Annotated in this window: 13 protein-coding genes; 8 read left to right on the top strand and 5 right to left on the bottom strand. The window is 68.6% G+C overall.

The genetic code is table 11. The features are described 5' to 3' along the window. Nucleotides 1-140 precede the first annotated feature (140 nt). From HUA75_RS31845 to HUA75_RS31820, 6 genes are all read left to right on the top strand, one after another. Complete coding sequence (locus HUA75_RS31845) at nt 141-815, top strand: MotA/TolQ/ExbB proton channel family protein (protein WP_141643607.1); 675 nt, start codon at nt 141-143, stop codon at nt 813-815. A gap of 2 nt (nt 816-817) precedes the next feature. Next, entirely contained in the window at nt 818-1,243 is a 426-nt protein-coding gene (locus HUA75_RS31840; protein WP_141643606.1) for a biopolymer transporter ExbD, read from the top strand. 10 nt (nt 1,244-1,253) lie between these two features. After that, nucleotides 1,254-2,042: an energy transducer TonB gene (locus HUA75_RS31835; RefSeq protein ID WP_141643605.1), complete on the top strand. Its 789-nt coding sequence runs from the start codon at nt 1,254-1,256 to the stop codon at nt 2,040-2,042. A 164-nt stretch (nt 2,043-2,206) separates the two neighbouring features. Further along, nucleotides 2,207-4,933, top strand: coding sequence for a TonB-dependent receptor (locus tag HUA75_RS31830; RefSeq protein WP_174488526.1), 2,727 nt, complete (start codon nt 2,207-2,209; stop codon nt 4,931-4,933). Further along, a complete protein-coding gene (locus HUA75_RS31825) occupies nt 4,933-5,856 on the top strand; it encodes a hypothetical protein (RefSeq protein ID WP_141643603.1) in 924 nt (307 codons plus the stop codon). Before HUA75_RS31830 ends, HUA75_RS31825 begins: the two co-directional genes overlap by 1 nt. A 95-nt stretch (nt 5,857-5,951) precedes the next feature. Continuing rightward, on the top strand, nt 5,952-8,126 hold the full coding sequence (locus tag HUA75_RS31820; protein ID WP_174488525.1) for a caspase family protein: 2,175 nt from the start codon (nt 5,952-5,954) through the stop codon (nt 8,124-8,126). A gap of 10 nt (nt 8,127-8,136) precedes the next feature. Here the strand turns inward: HUA75_RS31820 and HUA75_RS31815 are convergent, their stop codons facing one another. After that, on the bottom strand, nt 8,137-8,916 hold the full coding sequence (locus HUA75_RS31815; protein ID WP_174488648.1) for an alpha/beta fold hydrolase: 780 nt from the start codon (nt 8,914-8,916) through the stop codon (nt 8,137-8,139). A 95-nt stretch (nt 8,917-9,011) separates the two neighbouring features. On the opposite strand from HUA75_RS31815, the gene HUA75_RS31810 reads away from it, so the two are divergent. Continuing rightward, nucleotides 9,012-9,530, top strand: coding sequence for a nuclear transport factor 2 family protein (locus HUA75_RS31810; protein WP_174459872.1), 519 nt, complete (start codon nt 9,012-9,014; stop codon nt 9,528-9,530). 64 nt (nt 9,531-9,594) lie between these two features. On the opposite strand, the gene HUA75_RS31805 is transcribed toward HUA75_RS31810, so the two are convergent. Both HUA75_RS31805 and HUA75_RS31800 read right to left on the bottom strand, forming a co-directional pair. After that, complete coding sequence (locus HUA75_RS31805; protein ID WP_141641003.1) at nt 9,595-10,431, bottom strand: ceramidase; 837 nt, start codon at nt 10,429-10,431, stop codon at nt 9,595-9,597. A gap of 32 nt (nt 10,432-10,463) precedes the next feature. Then, the gene (locus tag HUA75_RS31800) at nt 10,464-11,834 is read right to left on the bottom strand and encodes a hypothetical protein (protein WP_174488524.1); all 1,371 of its coding nucleotides are present in this window, start codon (nt 11,832-11,834) and stop codon (nt 10,464-10,466) included. A 388-nt stretch (nt 11,835-12,222) separates the two neighbouring features. Between HUA75_RS31800 and HUA75_RS31795 the strand changes: the two genes are divergently transcribed. Continuing rightward, the gene (locus HUA75_RS31795; RefSeq protein ID WP_217446353.1) at nt 12,223-12,414 is read left to right on the top strand and encodes a hypothetical protein; all 192 of its coding nucleotides are present in this window, start codon (nt 12,223-12,225) and stop codon (nt 12,412-12,414) included. A 63-nt stretch (nt 12,415-12,477) separates the two neighbouring features. Here HUA75_RS31795 and ureG read toward each other — a convergent pair whose 3' ends face one another. Both ureG and HUA75_RS31785 read right to left on the bottom strand, forming a co-directional pair. Next, complete coding sequence (ureG, locus tag HUA75_RS31790; RefSeq protein WP_141641000.1) at nt 12,478-13,215, bottom strand: urease accessory protein UreG; 738 nt, start codon at nt 13,213-13,215, stop codon at nt 12,478-12,480. 12 nt (nt 13,216-13,227) lie between these two features. Then, nucleotides 13,228-13,890: an urease accessory protein UreF gene (locus HUA75_RS31785; protein WP_141640999.1), complete on the bottom strand. Its 663-nt coding sequence runs from the start codon at nt 13,888-13,890 to the stop codon at nt 13,228-13,230. Nucleotides 13,891-13,900: the final 10 nt, after the last annotated feature.

The following is a 13,900-nucleotide window of genomic DNA, read 5'->3' as shown; positions in this document are numbered from 1 at the left end:
CACTCCCAGCGCGTCGAGGACGTCGGCCCAGGCCTACACCCGCGCACAGCGTTCCGCTCCGAAAAATAAACCCGGTAACACTTTCCGGAACCCGCGGTGTTCCGTTCGCGCCAACGCATTTCGAGAGGGGAACGAACACCATGTCGTCCATCGCGGTCATCGCCCAGGTCCCAGCCGAGAATCTCGGCTGGCTCAGCAGCAAGCTGCTCGGTGTCACACTGACGTCCGCCGAGTGGGTGCTGTGGATCCTGGTCGTCCTCTCCGTGCTCTCCATCGCCATCATGTTGGAGCGCACGGTGTACTTCGCCCGGAATCGCCTCCCGGACTCGGAGTCGCTCGCGGTGCGTCTGGCGCGCGGCGAGCTCGAAGCGGTGCGCGTGGCCATCCAGGGACGCCGAGGCATGGAGGCCGCCATCATCCGCGAGGGCCTCGCCTCCGCCGAGCAAGGCGCCGACTCCGTTGAGCAGGTGATTGCCTCCACCATGGCCCGCGAGCGCCCCCAGTACGAGCGCTTCCTCTCCTTCCTCGGCACGCTCGGCAACAACGCGCCCTTCATCGGCCTGTTCGGCACGGTGCTCGGCATCATCAAGGCGTTCCATGACCTGGGCTCCGCGGGAGTGAAGGGCGCGGCGATTCAGCAGACCGTCATGGGAGGCATCTCGGAGGCGCTCGTCGCCACGGCGGTGGGCCTGGCCGTCGCGATTCCCGCCGTCGTCGCCTTCAACATCTTCAACCGCCAGCTCAAGACGCTCACCAGCCGCGCCAACGCCCTGGGCCACGCCCTGGTCGGCAGCCTGCGCGCGGAGGTCCGCTAGTCATGGCCGGCGGCTCGCAGCAGGACGACGAGGAAATCACTGGCATCAACGTCACCCCGTTGGTGGACATCGTGTTGGTGCTGCTCATCATCTTCATGGTGACGGCCAACTTCATCGTCCGCGAGACGGTGGAAGTGGACCTGCCCCGCGCGGCCAATGGCGGCGAGACGGTGCAGGGGCTCGTCAACGTGGTGCTCGACAAGGAGGGCAAGCTCTACTTCGACGGCGCTCCGGTGAGCGAAGCCGAGCTGTCCACCAAGGTGTCCGAGGCCGTCGCCAAGGACAAGGACACTCGCGCCATCATCAGCGCCGACCAGAGCATCGCGTACGGCCAGGTGATGCGGCTCATCGACACCGTGAAGGGTCACGGCATCGCCAAGTTCGCGCTCAACATCGAGAAGGACGTCGCGCCCGCGCCGCGGGGCTGACGCGAAGGCCATGAGTACGAGCGTGCTCGAAAGTGGTGTCCTGCCCCGACGAGGCGGCAGCGGATTGTTCATGGGCTTCGTCACCGGCTCGTTCCTGCTGCACGGGCTGGGGCTGGTGGTGTTGCACACCCGCCCGCCGGAGCGTCCCGCGCCGCAGCGTCCCGTGGAGTTGGTCATGGTGGAGGTGACGAAGCCGCCTCCGCCCCCGCCGCCCGTGGTGGAGGAGCCGAAGCCGGAGCCTCCGCCGCCGCCCAAGGTCCGCGTGAAGCCCCCGCCCATCAAGGTCGCCGAGGCGCCCAGGCCACTGCCTCCGCCTCCCGTGGATGCGCCGCCTCCGCCCAATGAAACCCCGCCGCCGAGCGCGAAGCCCGCGCCCCTGGTGGTCGGCATCTCCATGTCCTCCACCACGAGCGCGGGAGGTTTCGCGGCGCCGGTGGGCAATACCCTCTATGGTCGCAACGCCGAGAAGGCCAAGGCGCCGCAAGAGGTGAAGGCGTACAGCGCGCCCAAGTACACGCCCATCTACCAGGTGGACCGCGAGCCGCAGCTCGCCAGCGAGGTGAAGATTCCCTACCCGGATGAGGCACGCCGCGCGGGAATCGAGGGCACGGTGACGCTGTCCATCACCATCGACACCGAAGGCCGCGTGGTGAATGCGCGCGTGCTGAATGGGCCCGGGCACGGTCTGGAAGAAGCCGCGCGCACCGCCATCCTCCGCTTCCGCTTCCGTCCCGCCTTCAAGGGAGGCGAAGCAGTGTCCACGGAGATGAAGTACGCCTATACGTTCCTGCTCGATTGAACATCCGCTCCCGCCGGGAGAGGGTCGGAGCGGGGGAGTGCACCGGTGGGCCCCATCCACATCCACGGCCCGTCCATGCCCGCCGGCTCCTCCTGCACGCCTTCACTCCGCCCCTCTGCCGTCGGGAGCCCGACTCTCTTCACGCCCCTGTCCCTGAAAGCCCCATGTCCTCGAACGTGAAAGCCCGCGTCGCGCTCGCCGCCGCCTCCCTCTGGGTGGCGACTCCGGCGCTCGCCCAGGCACCTCAACCTGGAGCCCCCGCCGCCGAGTCACCTCCGGCCGCGCAGCCCACCATCACCAAGCCCCCGGAGCTGGTGCAGCAGGTCCAAGCCCAGTACCCCGCCGAGGCGCTCGCGCAGGGCCTCACCGCCTCCGTGCGCCTCATCATCACCATCGCCGAGGACGGCGCGGTGACGGACGTGCAGTCCGCGGAGCTCGCGGGGCACGGCTTCGACGAGGCGGCCATCGCGGCCGTGCGCCAGTTCCGCTTCTCGCCCGCCGAGGTCGACGGCGTGCCCGCGCCGGTGCAGGTGGAGTACGTCTACCACTTCACCCTCAACGCGCCCCCGCCGGCGGAGGGCCAGGTCGCCGCCGAGCCCGAGGCACCCAAGGCGACGCTCACCGGTCAGCTCATCTCTCGAGGCAGCCGCTCACGCGTGGCCGGCGCCACGGTGCGCTGCGGTGACGACGCGGACGCGGCCGAGGCCGTGTCCGACGCGGACGGCCGCTTCACCCTGGAGGTCCCCCCGGGCGAGTGCGCCGTGCGCGTCATCGCCTCCGGCCATCAGCTCTACCAGACGAAGGAGACGCTGAAGGCGAACGAGACGACGGAGGTGAACTTCTATCTGGCTCCGGCCGGCAGCGCCTTCGAGACGGTGGTGCGCTCCGAGCGGCCGAAGAAGGAAGTGGTCCGCCGCACCGTGACGCGCGAGGAGGCGCAGAAGACGCCAGGGACGTTTGGTGACCCCATCCGCGTCCTCCAGACGCTGCCGGGCGTGGCGCGCGCGCCCTTCATCTCGGGTGACTTGCTGGTGCGCGGCTCCAACCCGGGCCAGACGGCGACGCTGATGGACGGCGTGCGCATCCCCAACCTGTTCCACCTGCTCGGTGGACCGTCGGTGGTCAACGCCGAGTTCATCGACTCGCTCGACTTCTTCCCCGGCGGCTACGGCAGCCAGTACGGCCGCGCGGTGGGCGGCGTGGTGGACGTGGCCACGCGCAAGGGCGCCGCGGACACGGTGCATGGCTCCGTGAAGGTGGACCTGCTCGACGCGGGCTTCTTCGTGGAGGCGCCCATCACCGAGGGCATCAGCGTGGCGGCCTCCGCGCGGCGCTCGTACATCGACACGTTGCTGCCCGCGGTGCTGCCGGACGACGAGGGCAGCACGCTCTCCATCGTCCCCGTGTACTGGGACTACCAGCTGCGCGTGGACTTCGGCGCGCCGCGTGGCTCCACGCCGGAGCCGGGGGCCGCGCGCAGCACCGGCTACATCATGGCCTTCGGCAGCGACGACAAGCTGCGCCTGGTGTCCGGTGGCGAAGAGGAGAACCGCGACATCTCCCTGGACACGCACACCGTCTTCCACCGTGTGAAGGGCGACTGGACGTACCGCAAGGGTCCGCTCACCACCGTCTTCACGCCGTACGTGGGCGTGGACTACTTCGACATCAGCTTTGGCCAGTACATCGAAAACGACTCCATCTACTCGCTGGGCGCGCGCGAGGTGGTGTCGCTGGAGCTGTCCGATACGCTCACCCTGCGCACCGGTCTGGATGTCTACTTCGAGCACGTGAAGGTGGACGTGCAGGCTCCCTCTCCCGAGGGCACCGAGTACGTGCCCTTCCCGGGCAATGACCCCGTCGCGGAGCTCATCCACGAGAAGCTCACCATCAACGGCTTCGACGGCGCGCTCTTCGCCGAGGCGGACTTCAAGTGGGGCCCGCTCACCGTGACGCCGGGCGTGCGTGGCAACCTCCAGAAGGTGGGTGGCACGCGCAACCTGCTCCTGGACCCTCGGCTGTGGGTCCGCTACGCGGCCACCGAGCGGACCTCGCTCAAGGGCTCGCTCGGCCTCTACAGCCAGCCGGCGGACACCTACCAGTTCATCTTCTCCCCCTACGGCAATCCGCTGCTGGGCTACCAGCGCGCGTTCCAGTCGAGCCTCGGCGTGGAGCAAAAGCTGGGGGACGTGTGGAACGTGGACGTCACCGGCTTCTTCAACCGCCGCTTCGAGAACGTGGTGGCGCCGGGTGATGTCCGCGCCACCGACGAGGGGAGCTTCACGCAGGACCGCTTCGTCAACGCGGGCATCGGCAAAGCCTATGGCGTGGAGTTGATGGTGAAGAAGGACCGCGCCGCCGCGACGGACAAGTGGTACGGCTGGCTGTCGTATACGCTCAGCCACGCGGAGGACGGTCGCGCGGGCGCCAAGCCCCGGGTCGACGGTGCCTTCGGCGACGACGGTCCTCCAGGCATCAGCGAGGTCACCTACGGTCTGAGCATCTGGGACCAGACGCACATCCTCACGCTGGTGGCCAACTACGTGCTGGGCAATGGCTGGGAGCTGGGCGGACGCTTCCGCCTCACCACCGGTCGACCGACGACGCCGCTGGTGCATCCGCATGACGTCTACAACTCGGACTCGAACAGCTACGAGCCCACCTATGGCCGCTCGCTCTCGGCGCGGACCTCCACGTTCCATCAGCTCGACGTCCGGGTGGAGAAGGGCTGGCGCTTCGACAACTGGACGCTCGCGCTCTACCTCGACGTGCAGAACCTCTACAACGCGGAGAACGTCGAGTTCGTCTTCAATGACTACCGGTTTCGCGACGAGGTGGAGATACCGGGCATCCCCATCCTCCCCGTGCTGGGCGTGAAAGGAAGCTTCTGATGAATACCTGGCTCAAGTATGGGGCGCTGCTGCTCACGCTCGGCGCCGTCGCCTGTGTCGACCCCGATGACCGGCCGTCCATCGTGCATGACCTGCGCGTGCTGGGCATCGCCGTGGAGCGCCCGGAGTTGATGGCTCCGACGTGCGAACTCACCGCGGAGGCCCTGGAGGTCCTCACCGAGGAGGTGTCCTACCGCGCGCTGGTGGTGGACCCCGCGGGCGAGGGGCGCGCCCTCTCCTACACCTTGTGGGCCTGCGCGGACCCGGAGGACTTCCTCTGCGAGAACACCGCTCTGCGCGTGCAACTGGCGCAGGGCACCACGACGGCGGGCGAACTGGTGGTGCCCATCCGGCCCGGTGCGAGCACGCTGCCGGACGGCACGCTGCTGCTGGACAAGGTGCGGCAGGCGGACCCCTACGAGGGCTTCGGTGGGCTGCGCATGCCGCTGGTGCTGAACCTCAGCGCGGGGAGCGAGGCCATCTACGCGCAGAAGCTGATGGTGTTCTCCTGCCCGCTCGTGCCCGGCATGGCGCCCAACCAGCAGCCGGAGCTGCAAGGGCTTCGCCTGGAGGGTCAGCCGTGGGCGGAGGAGGCGCTGCCCGAGTTGACGGGACAGGGGCCGTTCGTGATTACGGCCGAGGACGTGTCCGCCCTGGAGGAGGCCTATGTGGTGCCCGGGTTCCGGCAGGAGTCCGTGTCGCTCAAGGAGGCCTGGTCCATCAGCTGGCATGTGTCGCTGGGAGAAATCCCGGACGAGGAGACGGGCGGCGCCGACTTCAACGGCGAGCCTGGGCGGCACCGCGTGGAGTGGGAGCCTCCTGAGAAGGACGGCGTCGCTCAGGAGGTCACCTTCTGGGCCGTGGCGCGGGACGGGCGAGGAGGCAGCACCTGGCTCATCCGCAAGGCCCGCTGGTCGCCTTAGCGTCGTGAGGATGGCTCGCAAGGGGGCGGCCATCCGAGGTATGCCCCCGGTGCTCACGCGAGGCCGGGCCGGGGCTGGAGCGGGGTGGGAAGCGGATGATGAGACGGAGCACAGCGCGCGGGTGGGGACGCGTGGCCAGCGTGCTGGCCGCGTGGGTGGTGGTGGCGTGGGGCGTGGGCTCTCGGGCCGCTCCGCTCGAGGAGGCGCCTGACGCGGCGCTGCGCCGCTTCGCGCTCGTCGTCGGCTCCAGTGAAGGCGGGCCCGGGCGCGAGCGCTTGCGCTATGCGGGCTCCGATGCGCTGGCCATGTCGCGCGTCCTGGAAGAGTTGGGTGGCGTGGCCACCGCGGACCGGGTGCTGCTGCTGGAGGCGGACCGGGACGCGCTCCTGTCGGCGCTGGAGCGGCTCAAGACGCTGGTGGAGGGCGCGGCCGCGCCCGGCGTGCGGCGCGAGCTGGTGGTGTACTACTCGGGCCACTCGGACGCGGATGGCCTGTTGCCGCGCGGCGAGCGCGTCACCTACGGCGACCTGCGCAAGCTGATGGGCCTGGTGCCGGTGGACGTGCGCATCGCCATCCTCGACTCGTGCGGCTCGGGCGCGCTCACCCGCTTCAAGGGCGGACTGCGGCGTCCGTCATTCCTCACGGACATGTCCGCGCAGGTGCGAGGCCATGCGTATCTGGCTTCCAGCTCCGCGGATGAGGTGGCGCAGGAGTCGGATGCCATCGGCGCGTCCTTCTTCACGCACTTCCTCGTCACGGGCCTGCGCGGCGCGGCGGACACCACGGGAGATGGACGAGTCACGCTGCACGAGGCGTATCAGTTCGCCTTCCACGAGACGCTGGCGCGCACGGAGCGTTCGCAAGGCGGCCCGCAGCACGCGGCCTATGACATCCAACTGGCGGGCAGTGGCGACCTGGTGATGACGGACCTGCGGGGCTCCAACGCGCGCCTGCGGGTGGCGGAGGACGTGCAGGGCCGCCTCTTCGTTCGCGACTGGGGCAACCAGCTGGTGGCGGAGCTGCAGAAGCCCGCGGGGCGACGGCTCTCGCTGGGCCTGGAGGCCGGGCGCTACCACGTCACGCTGGAGCGTCCCTCGCAGCGCTTCGAGGCGGAGTTGCTGGTGGGGACGAAGGGTGACGCGGAGCTGCGCGTCGGCGACTTCGTTCCGGTGACGCTGACGCGCACGGCGGCGCGCGGAGGCACTGTGTCGTCGGACGTGCCGCTCGCGCACGAGGGGACGCTGGAGGACATGCCCTCCGTGCCCATCAACCTGTCGCTGGTGCCGCCGCTGTCCACGAGTGCGTTGTGGGGCGGTGGTGGCCTCAACAACGTGGCGCTGGGCGGGCTGGCGGTTCGCTCGTTCCAGCTCCGAGGGGTGGGCGCGGCGGCGGGGTTGGGCTGGGTGGACGGGACGATGGAGGGCGTGCAACTGGCGGGCATCGCCAACGTCACGGGTGGCGAGGCGCTGGGGTTCCAAGTGGCGGCGGGTGGCAACCTCGCCTTCGGTGGAGCGACGGGCGGGCAGTTGGCGGGCATCATCAACTACTCGGAGCGCTCGTTCTCCGGGTTCCAGCTCGCGGCGGTGGGAAACCGCTCTGACGCGGACATGCATGGGCTCCAGCTCGTGGGCGGCGTCAACATGGTGGAGAACCTCACGGGCGCGCAGATTGGTGTCTTCAACCTGGCCGGCAGTGTGACGGGCGCGCAGGTGGGCATCATCAACGTCGCGGGCAACGTGAGCGGAGTGCAGCTCGGGTTCATCAACATCGCCGATGATGTGTCGGTGCCCATCGGTCTGCTCAGCCTGGTGCGCAAGGGGCGCATCGCCTTCGAAATCTGGTCCGACGAAGTCACGCCGCTGTCCGTGGGCGTGAAGTACGGCAGCCGCACGGTGCATGTGCTCGCGAGCATCGGCATGAAGGACCTGGAGGGCGACTCCTGGCGCACCGTCACGTCGCTGGGCGTGGGCGTGCATCTGCCCTTTGGTGATTCGGACCGCTACTACGCGGACATCGACCTCTCCATCGGTGGCTGGCAGCCCAAGCTCTTCGGCGAAGGCACGGAGAACAATCTCTATCGCCTGCGTGGCAGCGTGGGCTGGGAGCTGAAGCGGCGCTTCGCCCTCTTCGGCGGTGTGTCGCTCAATGCCTACAAGCCGCCGGACGACAACCCGGACAAGGGGATGACGTGGATGCCGCAGTGGCAGACAGGGCGCGGACCCACGGGCACGCGCATGTGGCCCGGCCTGTTCCTGGGCGTGCGCATCTGACGCGCGGGCGTCAGTCGCGTAGCAACCACTCCAGCAGCTCCTTCGCCGCGTCCACGTGGACGAAGTGGCCCGCGCCCGGGAGCGTCGCCACCGGGCAGCCCGCGGCCTCCAGGCGAGCGGCCTCCTCGTCGGAGACGTAGCGCGAGCGGCCTCCACGGATGCAGCGCATGGGAGGACGGTCCTTGCGCTCCACCGCGGCCCACAGGTCCGTGCCATTCACGCGCGAGTGCAGCTCCGCGAGGGCCTGTCGGTCGAAGCGCCAGCGCACGCCGTCGCCGTCCGCCACCAGGTTCATCACCAGCCAGTCCGCGAGTCCGTCGGACAGTCCCTTGGTGGTGAGCGTCGCTCGCATCTCCTTGCGGTTCGGCGCGCGGGGTGGGGCCTGGAGGAGGATGCCCAGCACCATGCCGCTGTCGGACAAGTCGTAGGGTACGGGGCCGGGGGCGATGTCGAGCAGCGACACTCGGGAGACGGCCTCGGGGACGTGGAGGCTGGCGGCGAGGGAGACGCGTCCGCCCAGCGAGTGGCCCACCCAGTCGAGCGCGCCGGTGAAGCCCTGGGCGCGGGCGGTGTCGAGCACGTCGCGGGCGAGGGTGTAGAGGTCGGCGCTCGGGGGTGGGACGGGAGAGACGCCGTGGCCGGTGAGGTCCGGCATCAGGAAGCGGCGCCGAGGGTCCGCGGCGCTCCACGCCATCGCCAGGGAGCGCAGGTTGCGTCCCGTGCCAAGGAAACCGTGCAACAGCACCGTGGGCACATCCCCCTCACCGACCTGGAAGCTCTCGAGGACCACGCGACTCACGCCTTTCTGGCCGGCCCGGAGTATTGACCTGGGGGTGGGCCGTGCCGCTTCATACCGCGAACTTCTCTTCAACGAGGTCGCCTCGCGTGTCCACTGTCTCCCTGTTGTTGTTCGTGCTCGCCTCCGCTCCCGTGACGGGAACCGCCACGGACCCCAAGGCCGCCATCACCACCGTGCTGGATGACTGGCACAAGGCCGCCGCCCAGGCGGACGAAGCGCGCTACTTCGGGTACTTCACGCCGGACGCCGTCTACATGGGCACGGACGCCACGGAGCGGTGGACACGCGACGAGTTCCGCGCCTGGTCGAAGCCGTACTTCTCCAAGGGCAAGGCGTGGAGTTTCAAGGCGGTCTCCCGCCACATCACCGTGTCGAAGGACGGCGCGGTGGCATGGTTCGACGAGACGCTGGACACGCCGAACCTGGGACCCAGCCGGGGCAGTGGTGTGCTGGTGAAGGATGGCGGCACCTGGAAGATTGCCCAGTACAACCTGTCCATTCCGATTCCGAACGACCTCATGGATGAGGTGGTGAAGCGCATCCAGACGCAGGCGCCTGCGAAGCCCGCGCCGGCTCCCGCGCCTCCGGCTCCGAAGAAGAAGTAGCGGTGCGGGGTCGCGATGCGGTGCGCGTGCTACCGCGACCTCACTCAAGGCGCGCTCCTTTTCGTCAGGTGGGATTTGCTCCGTCCCGTGACGAGGGCGGTGTCACCTGCTCCCCGAGCCGCGAGGGCAACAGCACTCGCGGAATCACTCCGAGCACGGCCCGAAGCTGGGACTCCTTCCCCAGCGTCCTCAACCGCTCCCGCGCGATGACGAGCAGGAGCGCGTTGAACCCGAAGGCCACGAGCACGTGCCACCACGCGTGGAACTGGGGATTGGGGATGCCTCGCGCCGGGAGCGTCTCGTTGAGCGTGGGGCAGAACTGGATGTCGCTCACCCACAACACAATCGCGAGCGCATAGGCCCCGATGCCGAGCTGGAACAGCCGCTTCGTGCCTGCGTCGGGACTGCGCCGCTGGAGGAAGTACGTCCGGCCCAGCGCGAAGAACTCCAGCGACGCGAAGCTCACCTGGAAGAGGAAGAACTGCACCGCGCCCCGGGTGAACGCCGTCAGGTACGTCACGAGCACCGCGTGGCCGAACAGCGCCCACGGGAACCAACTCCCGAACCGTCGCTCCGGCCGGTCCTCCAGCAGGATGTAGACGATGACGATGGCCAGATAGAGCATCGGCAATTCGTCCAGCATCTGGTGCTCGCGGCGCAGCGTCATGTGGAACGCCGTGCTGCCCACGCCCACCAACGCGAGCAACGCGAAGGCGAGGAGGAACCGCCGCTCCAACACGCGTCGGTGCAGCACGACGCCCAGCACGCCCGTGAGGACCAGGATGAGACTGGACGCCGAGTTGAACAGCTCTCCGATGTGGAACAGGTGCTGGTAGTTCGTCTCGCACCAGTCCACCGTCGAAGTGCTCGGGCCCCAGAAGCCCGTCGTGGTCGAAGACATGATGCCCGGGAGCGTAACACCCGAACTTCAAGTCAGCGCGGCGCGACGATGTAGCGACCCAACCGCGACACGCTGCCGCTCACGGTATGAGCCACCGTGTCCACCTGTGCGCCAGGGACCTCTTGCGCGAAGCTCGTGTCGGGCTTCCAGTAGAGCGTGAGGGAAGCCTCGGAAGCGCCAGCGGGCATGAGGCTCGGCTCGTAGCGCACGGTCAGTCGGACCGGCTTCTGGAGCGACTGCTCGCCCGGCATGAAGGAGTAGTTGTGCGCCCCAGCGAACGTCGACCATCCGGAGGGCACCACCATGCCCGAGCGCCAGCTTCCAGGCTCGACTTGAAGCTCCGAGGCCACGGCCCCTGATGGAAGCTCCCAGCGAACCCGCCCTCCGTACATGGAGACGATTCCCCCTGCCGGTGTGAAGCGCGCGGAGTCACCGCACTGATTCGGACGCAGCTCGCCCGCGTCCGACAGGCCGGTGAAGGTGTCCTCGCCCGCGAGCCCGTCCAGGATGCGGTGGTACTGGTACATGGACGTGGCGAGCGGAACGCCCGGGTAAAGCACTTCCACGCCTTGTCCGCTCGACCACAGCGTGTCGATTCGTCGCACGCTCTCCGCGAGCTGCGGATAGTCGAGCCCATGCTGCTGGCACAGGTTCCAGGCCGTGGGCGCGAACAGCTCGTTCGTCGCATCACATAGGCTCCGCGCTTCTCCTCCGACGCGGTAGGAGATCGCGCGCACGAACCATTCGTGCGAGAGCTCATGGCGCAGGAAGAACACGACGTGCGCGTACTCGTGTGCCACCAGCACCTGGTTCTCGCGGGCCAGCGCGTTCTCCACCGTCAAAGGACGCGGGACGCTGGGTGGCTGCACGTGTGAAGCCTCCAGCTCCCAGAGGCAGACGTTCGACCCGGGCCCGGGGCCCTCCGGGGTGGTGTTCATGAACGCCGCGCCCGCGCGGTTCCCTGGACTCCCGCACACGCTGTCCGAGGCGAGGTGGATATCCACCGGCGTCATCTTCGGCACTACGTCGACGCCCGTAAGCGACAGCAGGTCGTCCTTCACCGCGCGGAAGCCCTCGTAGCGGGCGAAGATGTACGGCTCCTCGATGGGGCAGGGGGCCTGGCAGACGATGCGGAATGTGTCTCCGGCGCGTTGGTAGGCAACGTAGGACTGCCCGCCCAGCGTCACCGTCTGCGCGGGAATCGAGGGCACCTCGATGGGAGGGCCCGCATCGGTTCCGGCGTCGCCCCCCGCATCCATCCCACCATCGCTCCCTGCGTCTGTTCCCGCGTCGTCAGCGTCACCGGGGGACGGGTCCTCCTCGTCGCCACAGGCCGTGAGCAAGAGCAGCGTTCCGAGCAGGGCACATCGCGCGAGGTGAACGAGAGGCGAAGGAGAGGTCATGGGTGTGAGGTCCGGAACGAGGTGGCCTGCTGGGACCGATATGGCCCAGGTCGCGCGTCATGGGGACCCATCGTCCTTGGGGTTTCCGCATGAAATGGGTCGCCCAGCGGGCCGAGTCACCACGCGCGGCGCTTTGTCCTGGCGGCGTTGATGGCGTGGGTGGGAGTATCCCTGGCGCATCATTCGAAGGGGCGCCATGTTTGATCATCCTCATCCGTGGGCCTGGGCCGGCTCGAGTTTGCTGGTCATCGCTGTTGGGGCGCTGGCCATCAGAAAGGTCCGGCAGCAGCGCCACAGGCGGAACTGGATCCTCACCCATGGCCGACGGGTGAAGGCCACGTTGCGCGAAGTCACATACGATTCCATGTTCGCGGGCGACGAGGCCACCATGCACCTGCGGCTCCTGATGCACGAAGGGGAGCCGGGCAAGGACTGGCTCGTGGAGCAGGTGCGTTTGGTGCACGGGCGTGAGCTCATCCTCCGGCTGGTGGCCGGCACGGTGTTGGATGTGGCCTATGACCCCGCGGACCGTGAGAATCGTCCGGTGATTCTCCAAGTGGATGGCGACACCCTGATGTGAGTCGCAGCGACAGCGCCTCCCAATCAATGACAGTGGGAGGCACTGTTGGAGACCGCGGGGAGGTCAGGATGCGCGGGCGCCTGTTCGCTGCTTCCACGCCGTGAGCAGGTGCTCGATGACTTCGTCCAGGCCCACGTCCTTCGTGACTTGAGTGAAGACGAACGGCCCGCTGCCGCGCATCTTCTTCGCGTCACGCTCCATCACACCCAGGTCCGCGCCCACGTGCGGCGCCAGGTCCGTCTTGTTGATGATGAGCAGGTCCGACTGGGTGATTCCCGGCCCACCCTTGCGCGGCACCTTGTCCCCGCCCGCCACGTCAATGACATACACCGTGTAGTCCGCCAGCTCCCGGCTGTACTGCGCCGCCAGGTTGTCGCCACCGCTCTCCACAATCAGCAGCTCCGGCGTCAGCTCCTCCATCAACTGCTCCAGCGCCAGCAGGTTGTGGCTGATGTCCTCGCGAATCGCCGCGTGCGGACACCCTCCCGTCTCCACCGCCTTGATTCGCTCCGGAGACAGCGCGTGGTTGCGGACCAGGAACTCCGCGTCCTCCTTCGTGAAGATGTCATTCGTCACCACGCCCAGCCGGTAGCGCTCGCGCAGCCTGCGGCACAGCGCCAGCACCAGCGCTGTCTTCCCGCTCCCCACCGGCCCACCGATTCCGATGGTGAAGGCCCGCGACTGGTAGTCACGCTTCTTCGGCTCCTCCCGCTCCTCGAAGTGGCCCGGATGGTCCCACTCCTCATGCGTGTGGTCGTGCTCGTCGTCATGGCCATGGCCGCGGTGGTCATCGTCGTGCATGTGCGCTTCACCTCAGGACAGGAAGAGTCTCGAATAGAGCCGGTCGTGCGTGGAACCCAGCAAGTCCAACAGCGGTGAGGGCTGCGCCAGCTCCTCCAACCCCAGCCCCGCGCATCGCTCCAACACCGTGTCCAACAATGACGTCGCCTGATGCTGGAGCTGGTGCGACTCGTGCGTGCCGATGATGCCCAGTCGCACCGCCGCGGACAGCGTGCCTCTCAACGTCAGCGACAGATGCAGCCGCTGCGCCTCCGACAGCTCCACCTCCAACACGTTCAACACCGCACCGAACACCGGCGCATGGTGGAAGCCCAGCCCCGCCGCCCGCGCTGCCTCGCGCAGCGGCCCCACCGGCCCCGGGAAGATGCGCGCGCACGTGTCCAGGAATGCTCGCCCCTGCGTGCGGCTCGCCCGGTGCGCCACATGGCTCGTGAGGAACGCCTCCGTGCGCGCATCCAGCTCCGGCAGTCGCGACGGCTCGCGATGCGCCGCGCTCAACAACGGCAGCGCCCCGTATCCCGCCTGCCACAGCAGCTCCCGCGCGAAGCGGCGCAGCTCCGGCGCCCCACGCACCTCGCCCGCCTGCACCGCCGCCTCCAGTCCCCCCGAGTGCGCGAAGCCCCCCGTGGGAAACCCCGAGTCCGCGAGCTGAAGCACCTTCCAGGAAGAGCCCATGGCGCGCGGC

Origin of the sequence: Myxococcus sp. CA040A (assembly GCF_013336725.1) — a bacterium.
Lineage (GTDB): Bacteria > Myxococcota > Myxococcia > Myxococcales > Myxococcaceae > Myxococcus > Myxococcus llanfairpwllgwyngyllgogerychwyrndrobwllllantysiliogogogochensis.
The sequence above is the reverse complement of the archived record's forward strand: the minus strand, read 5'-3'. Positions and strand labels throughout refer to the sequence as shown.

Bases quoted from the DNA above. Each gene is read 5' to 3' on its own strand.
- HUA75_RS31845 (WP_141643607.1), top strand. From the start codon at position 141: ATGTCGTCCATCGCGGTCATCGCCCAGGTCCCAGCCGAGAATCTCGGC.
- HUA75_RS31840 (WP_141643606.1), top strand. From the start codon at position 818: ATGGCCGGCGGCTCGCAGCAGGACGACGAGGAAATCACTGGCATCAAC.
- HUA75_RS31835 (WP_141643605.1), top strand. From the start codon at position 1,254: ATGAGTACGAGCGTGCTCGAAAGTGGTGTCCTGCCCCGACGAGGCGGC.
- HUA75_RS31830 (WP_174488526.1), top strand. From the start codon at position 2,207: ATGTCCTCGAACGTGAAAGCCCGCGTCGCGCTCGCCGCCGCCTCCCTC.
- HUA75_RS31825 (WP_141643603.1), top strand. From the start codon at position 4,933: ATGAATACCTGGCTCAAGTATGGGGCGCTGCTGCTCACGCTCGGCGCC.
- HUA75_RS31820 (WP_174488525.1), top strand. From the start codon at position 5,952: ATGATGAGACGGAGCACAGCGCGCGGGTGGGGACGCGTGGCCAGCGTG.
- HUA75_RS31805 (WP_141641003.1), bottom strand. From the start codon at position 10,431: ATGTCTTCGACCACGACGGGCTTCTGGGGCCCGAGCACTTCGACGGTG.
- HUA75_RS31800 (WP_174488524.1), bottom strand. From the start codon at position 11,834: ATGACCTCTCCTTCGCCTCTCGTTCACCTCGCGCGATGTGCCCTGCTC.
- HUA75_RS31795 (WP_217446353.1), top strand. From the start codon at position 12,223: ATGCACCTGCGGCTCCTGATGCACGAAGGGGAGCCGGGCAAGGACTGG.
- ureG (WP_141641000.1), bottom strand. From the start codon at position 13,215: ATGCACGACGATGACCACCGCGGCCATGGCCATGACGACGAGCACGAC.
- HUA75_RS31785 (WP_141640999.1), bottom strand. From the start codon at position 13,890: ATGGGCTCTTCCTGGAAGGTGCTTCAGCTCGCGGACTCGGGGTTTCCC.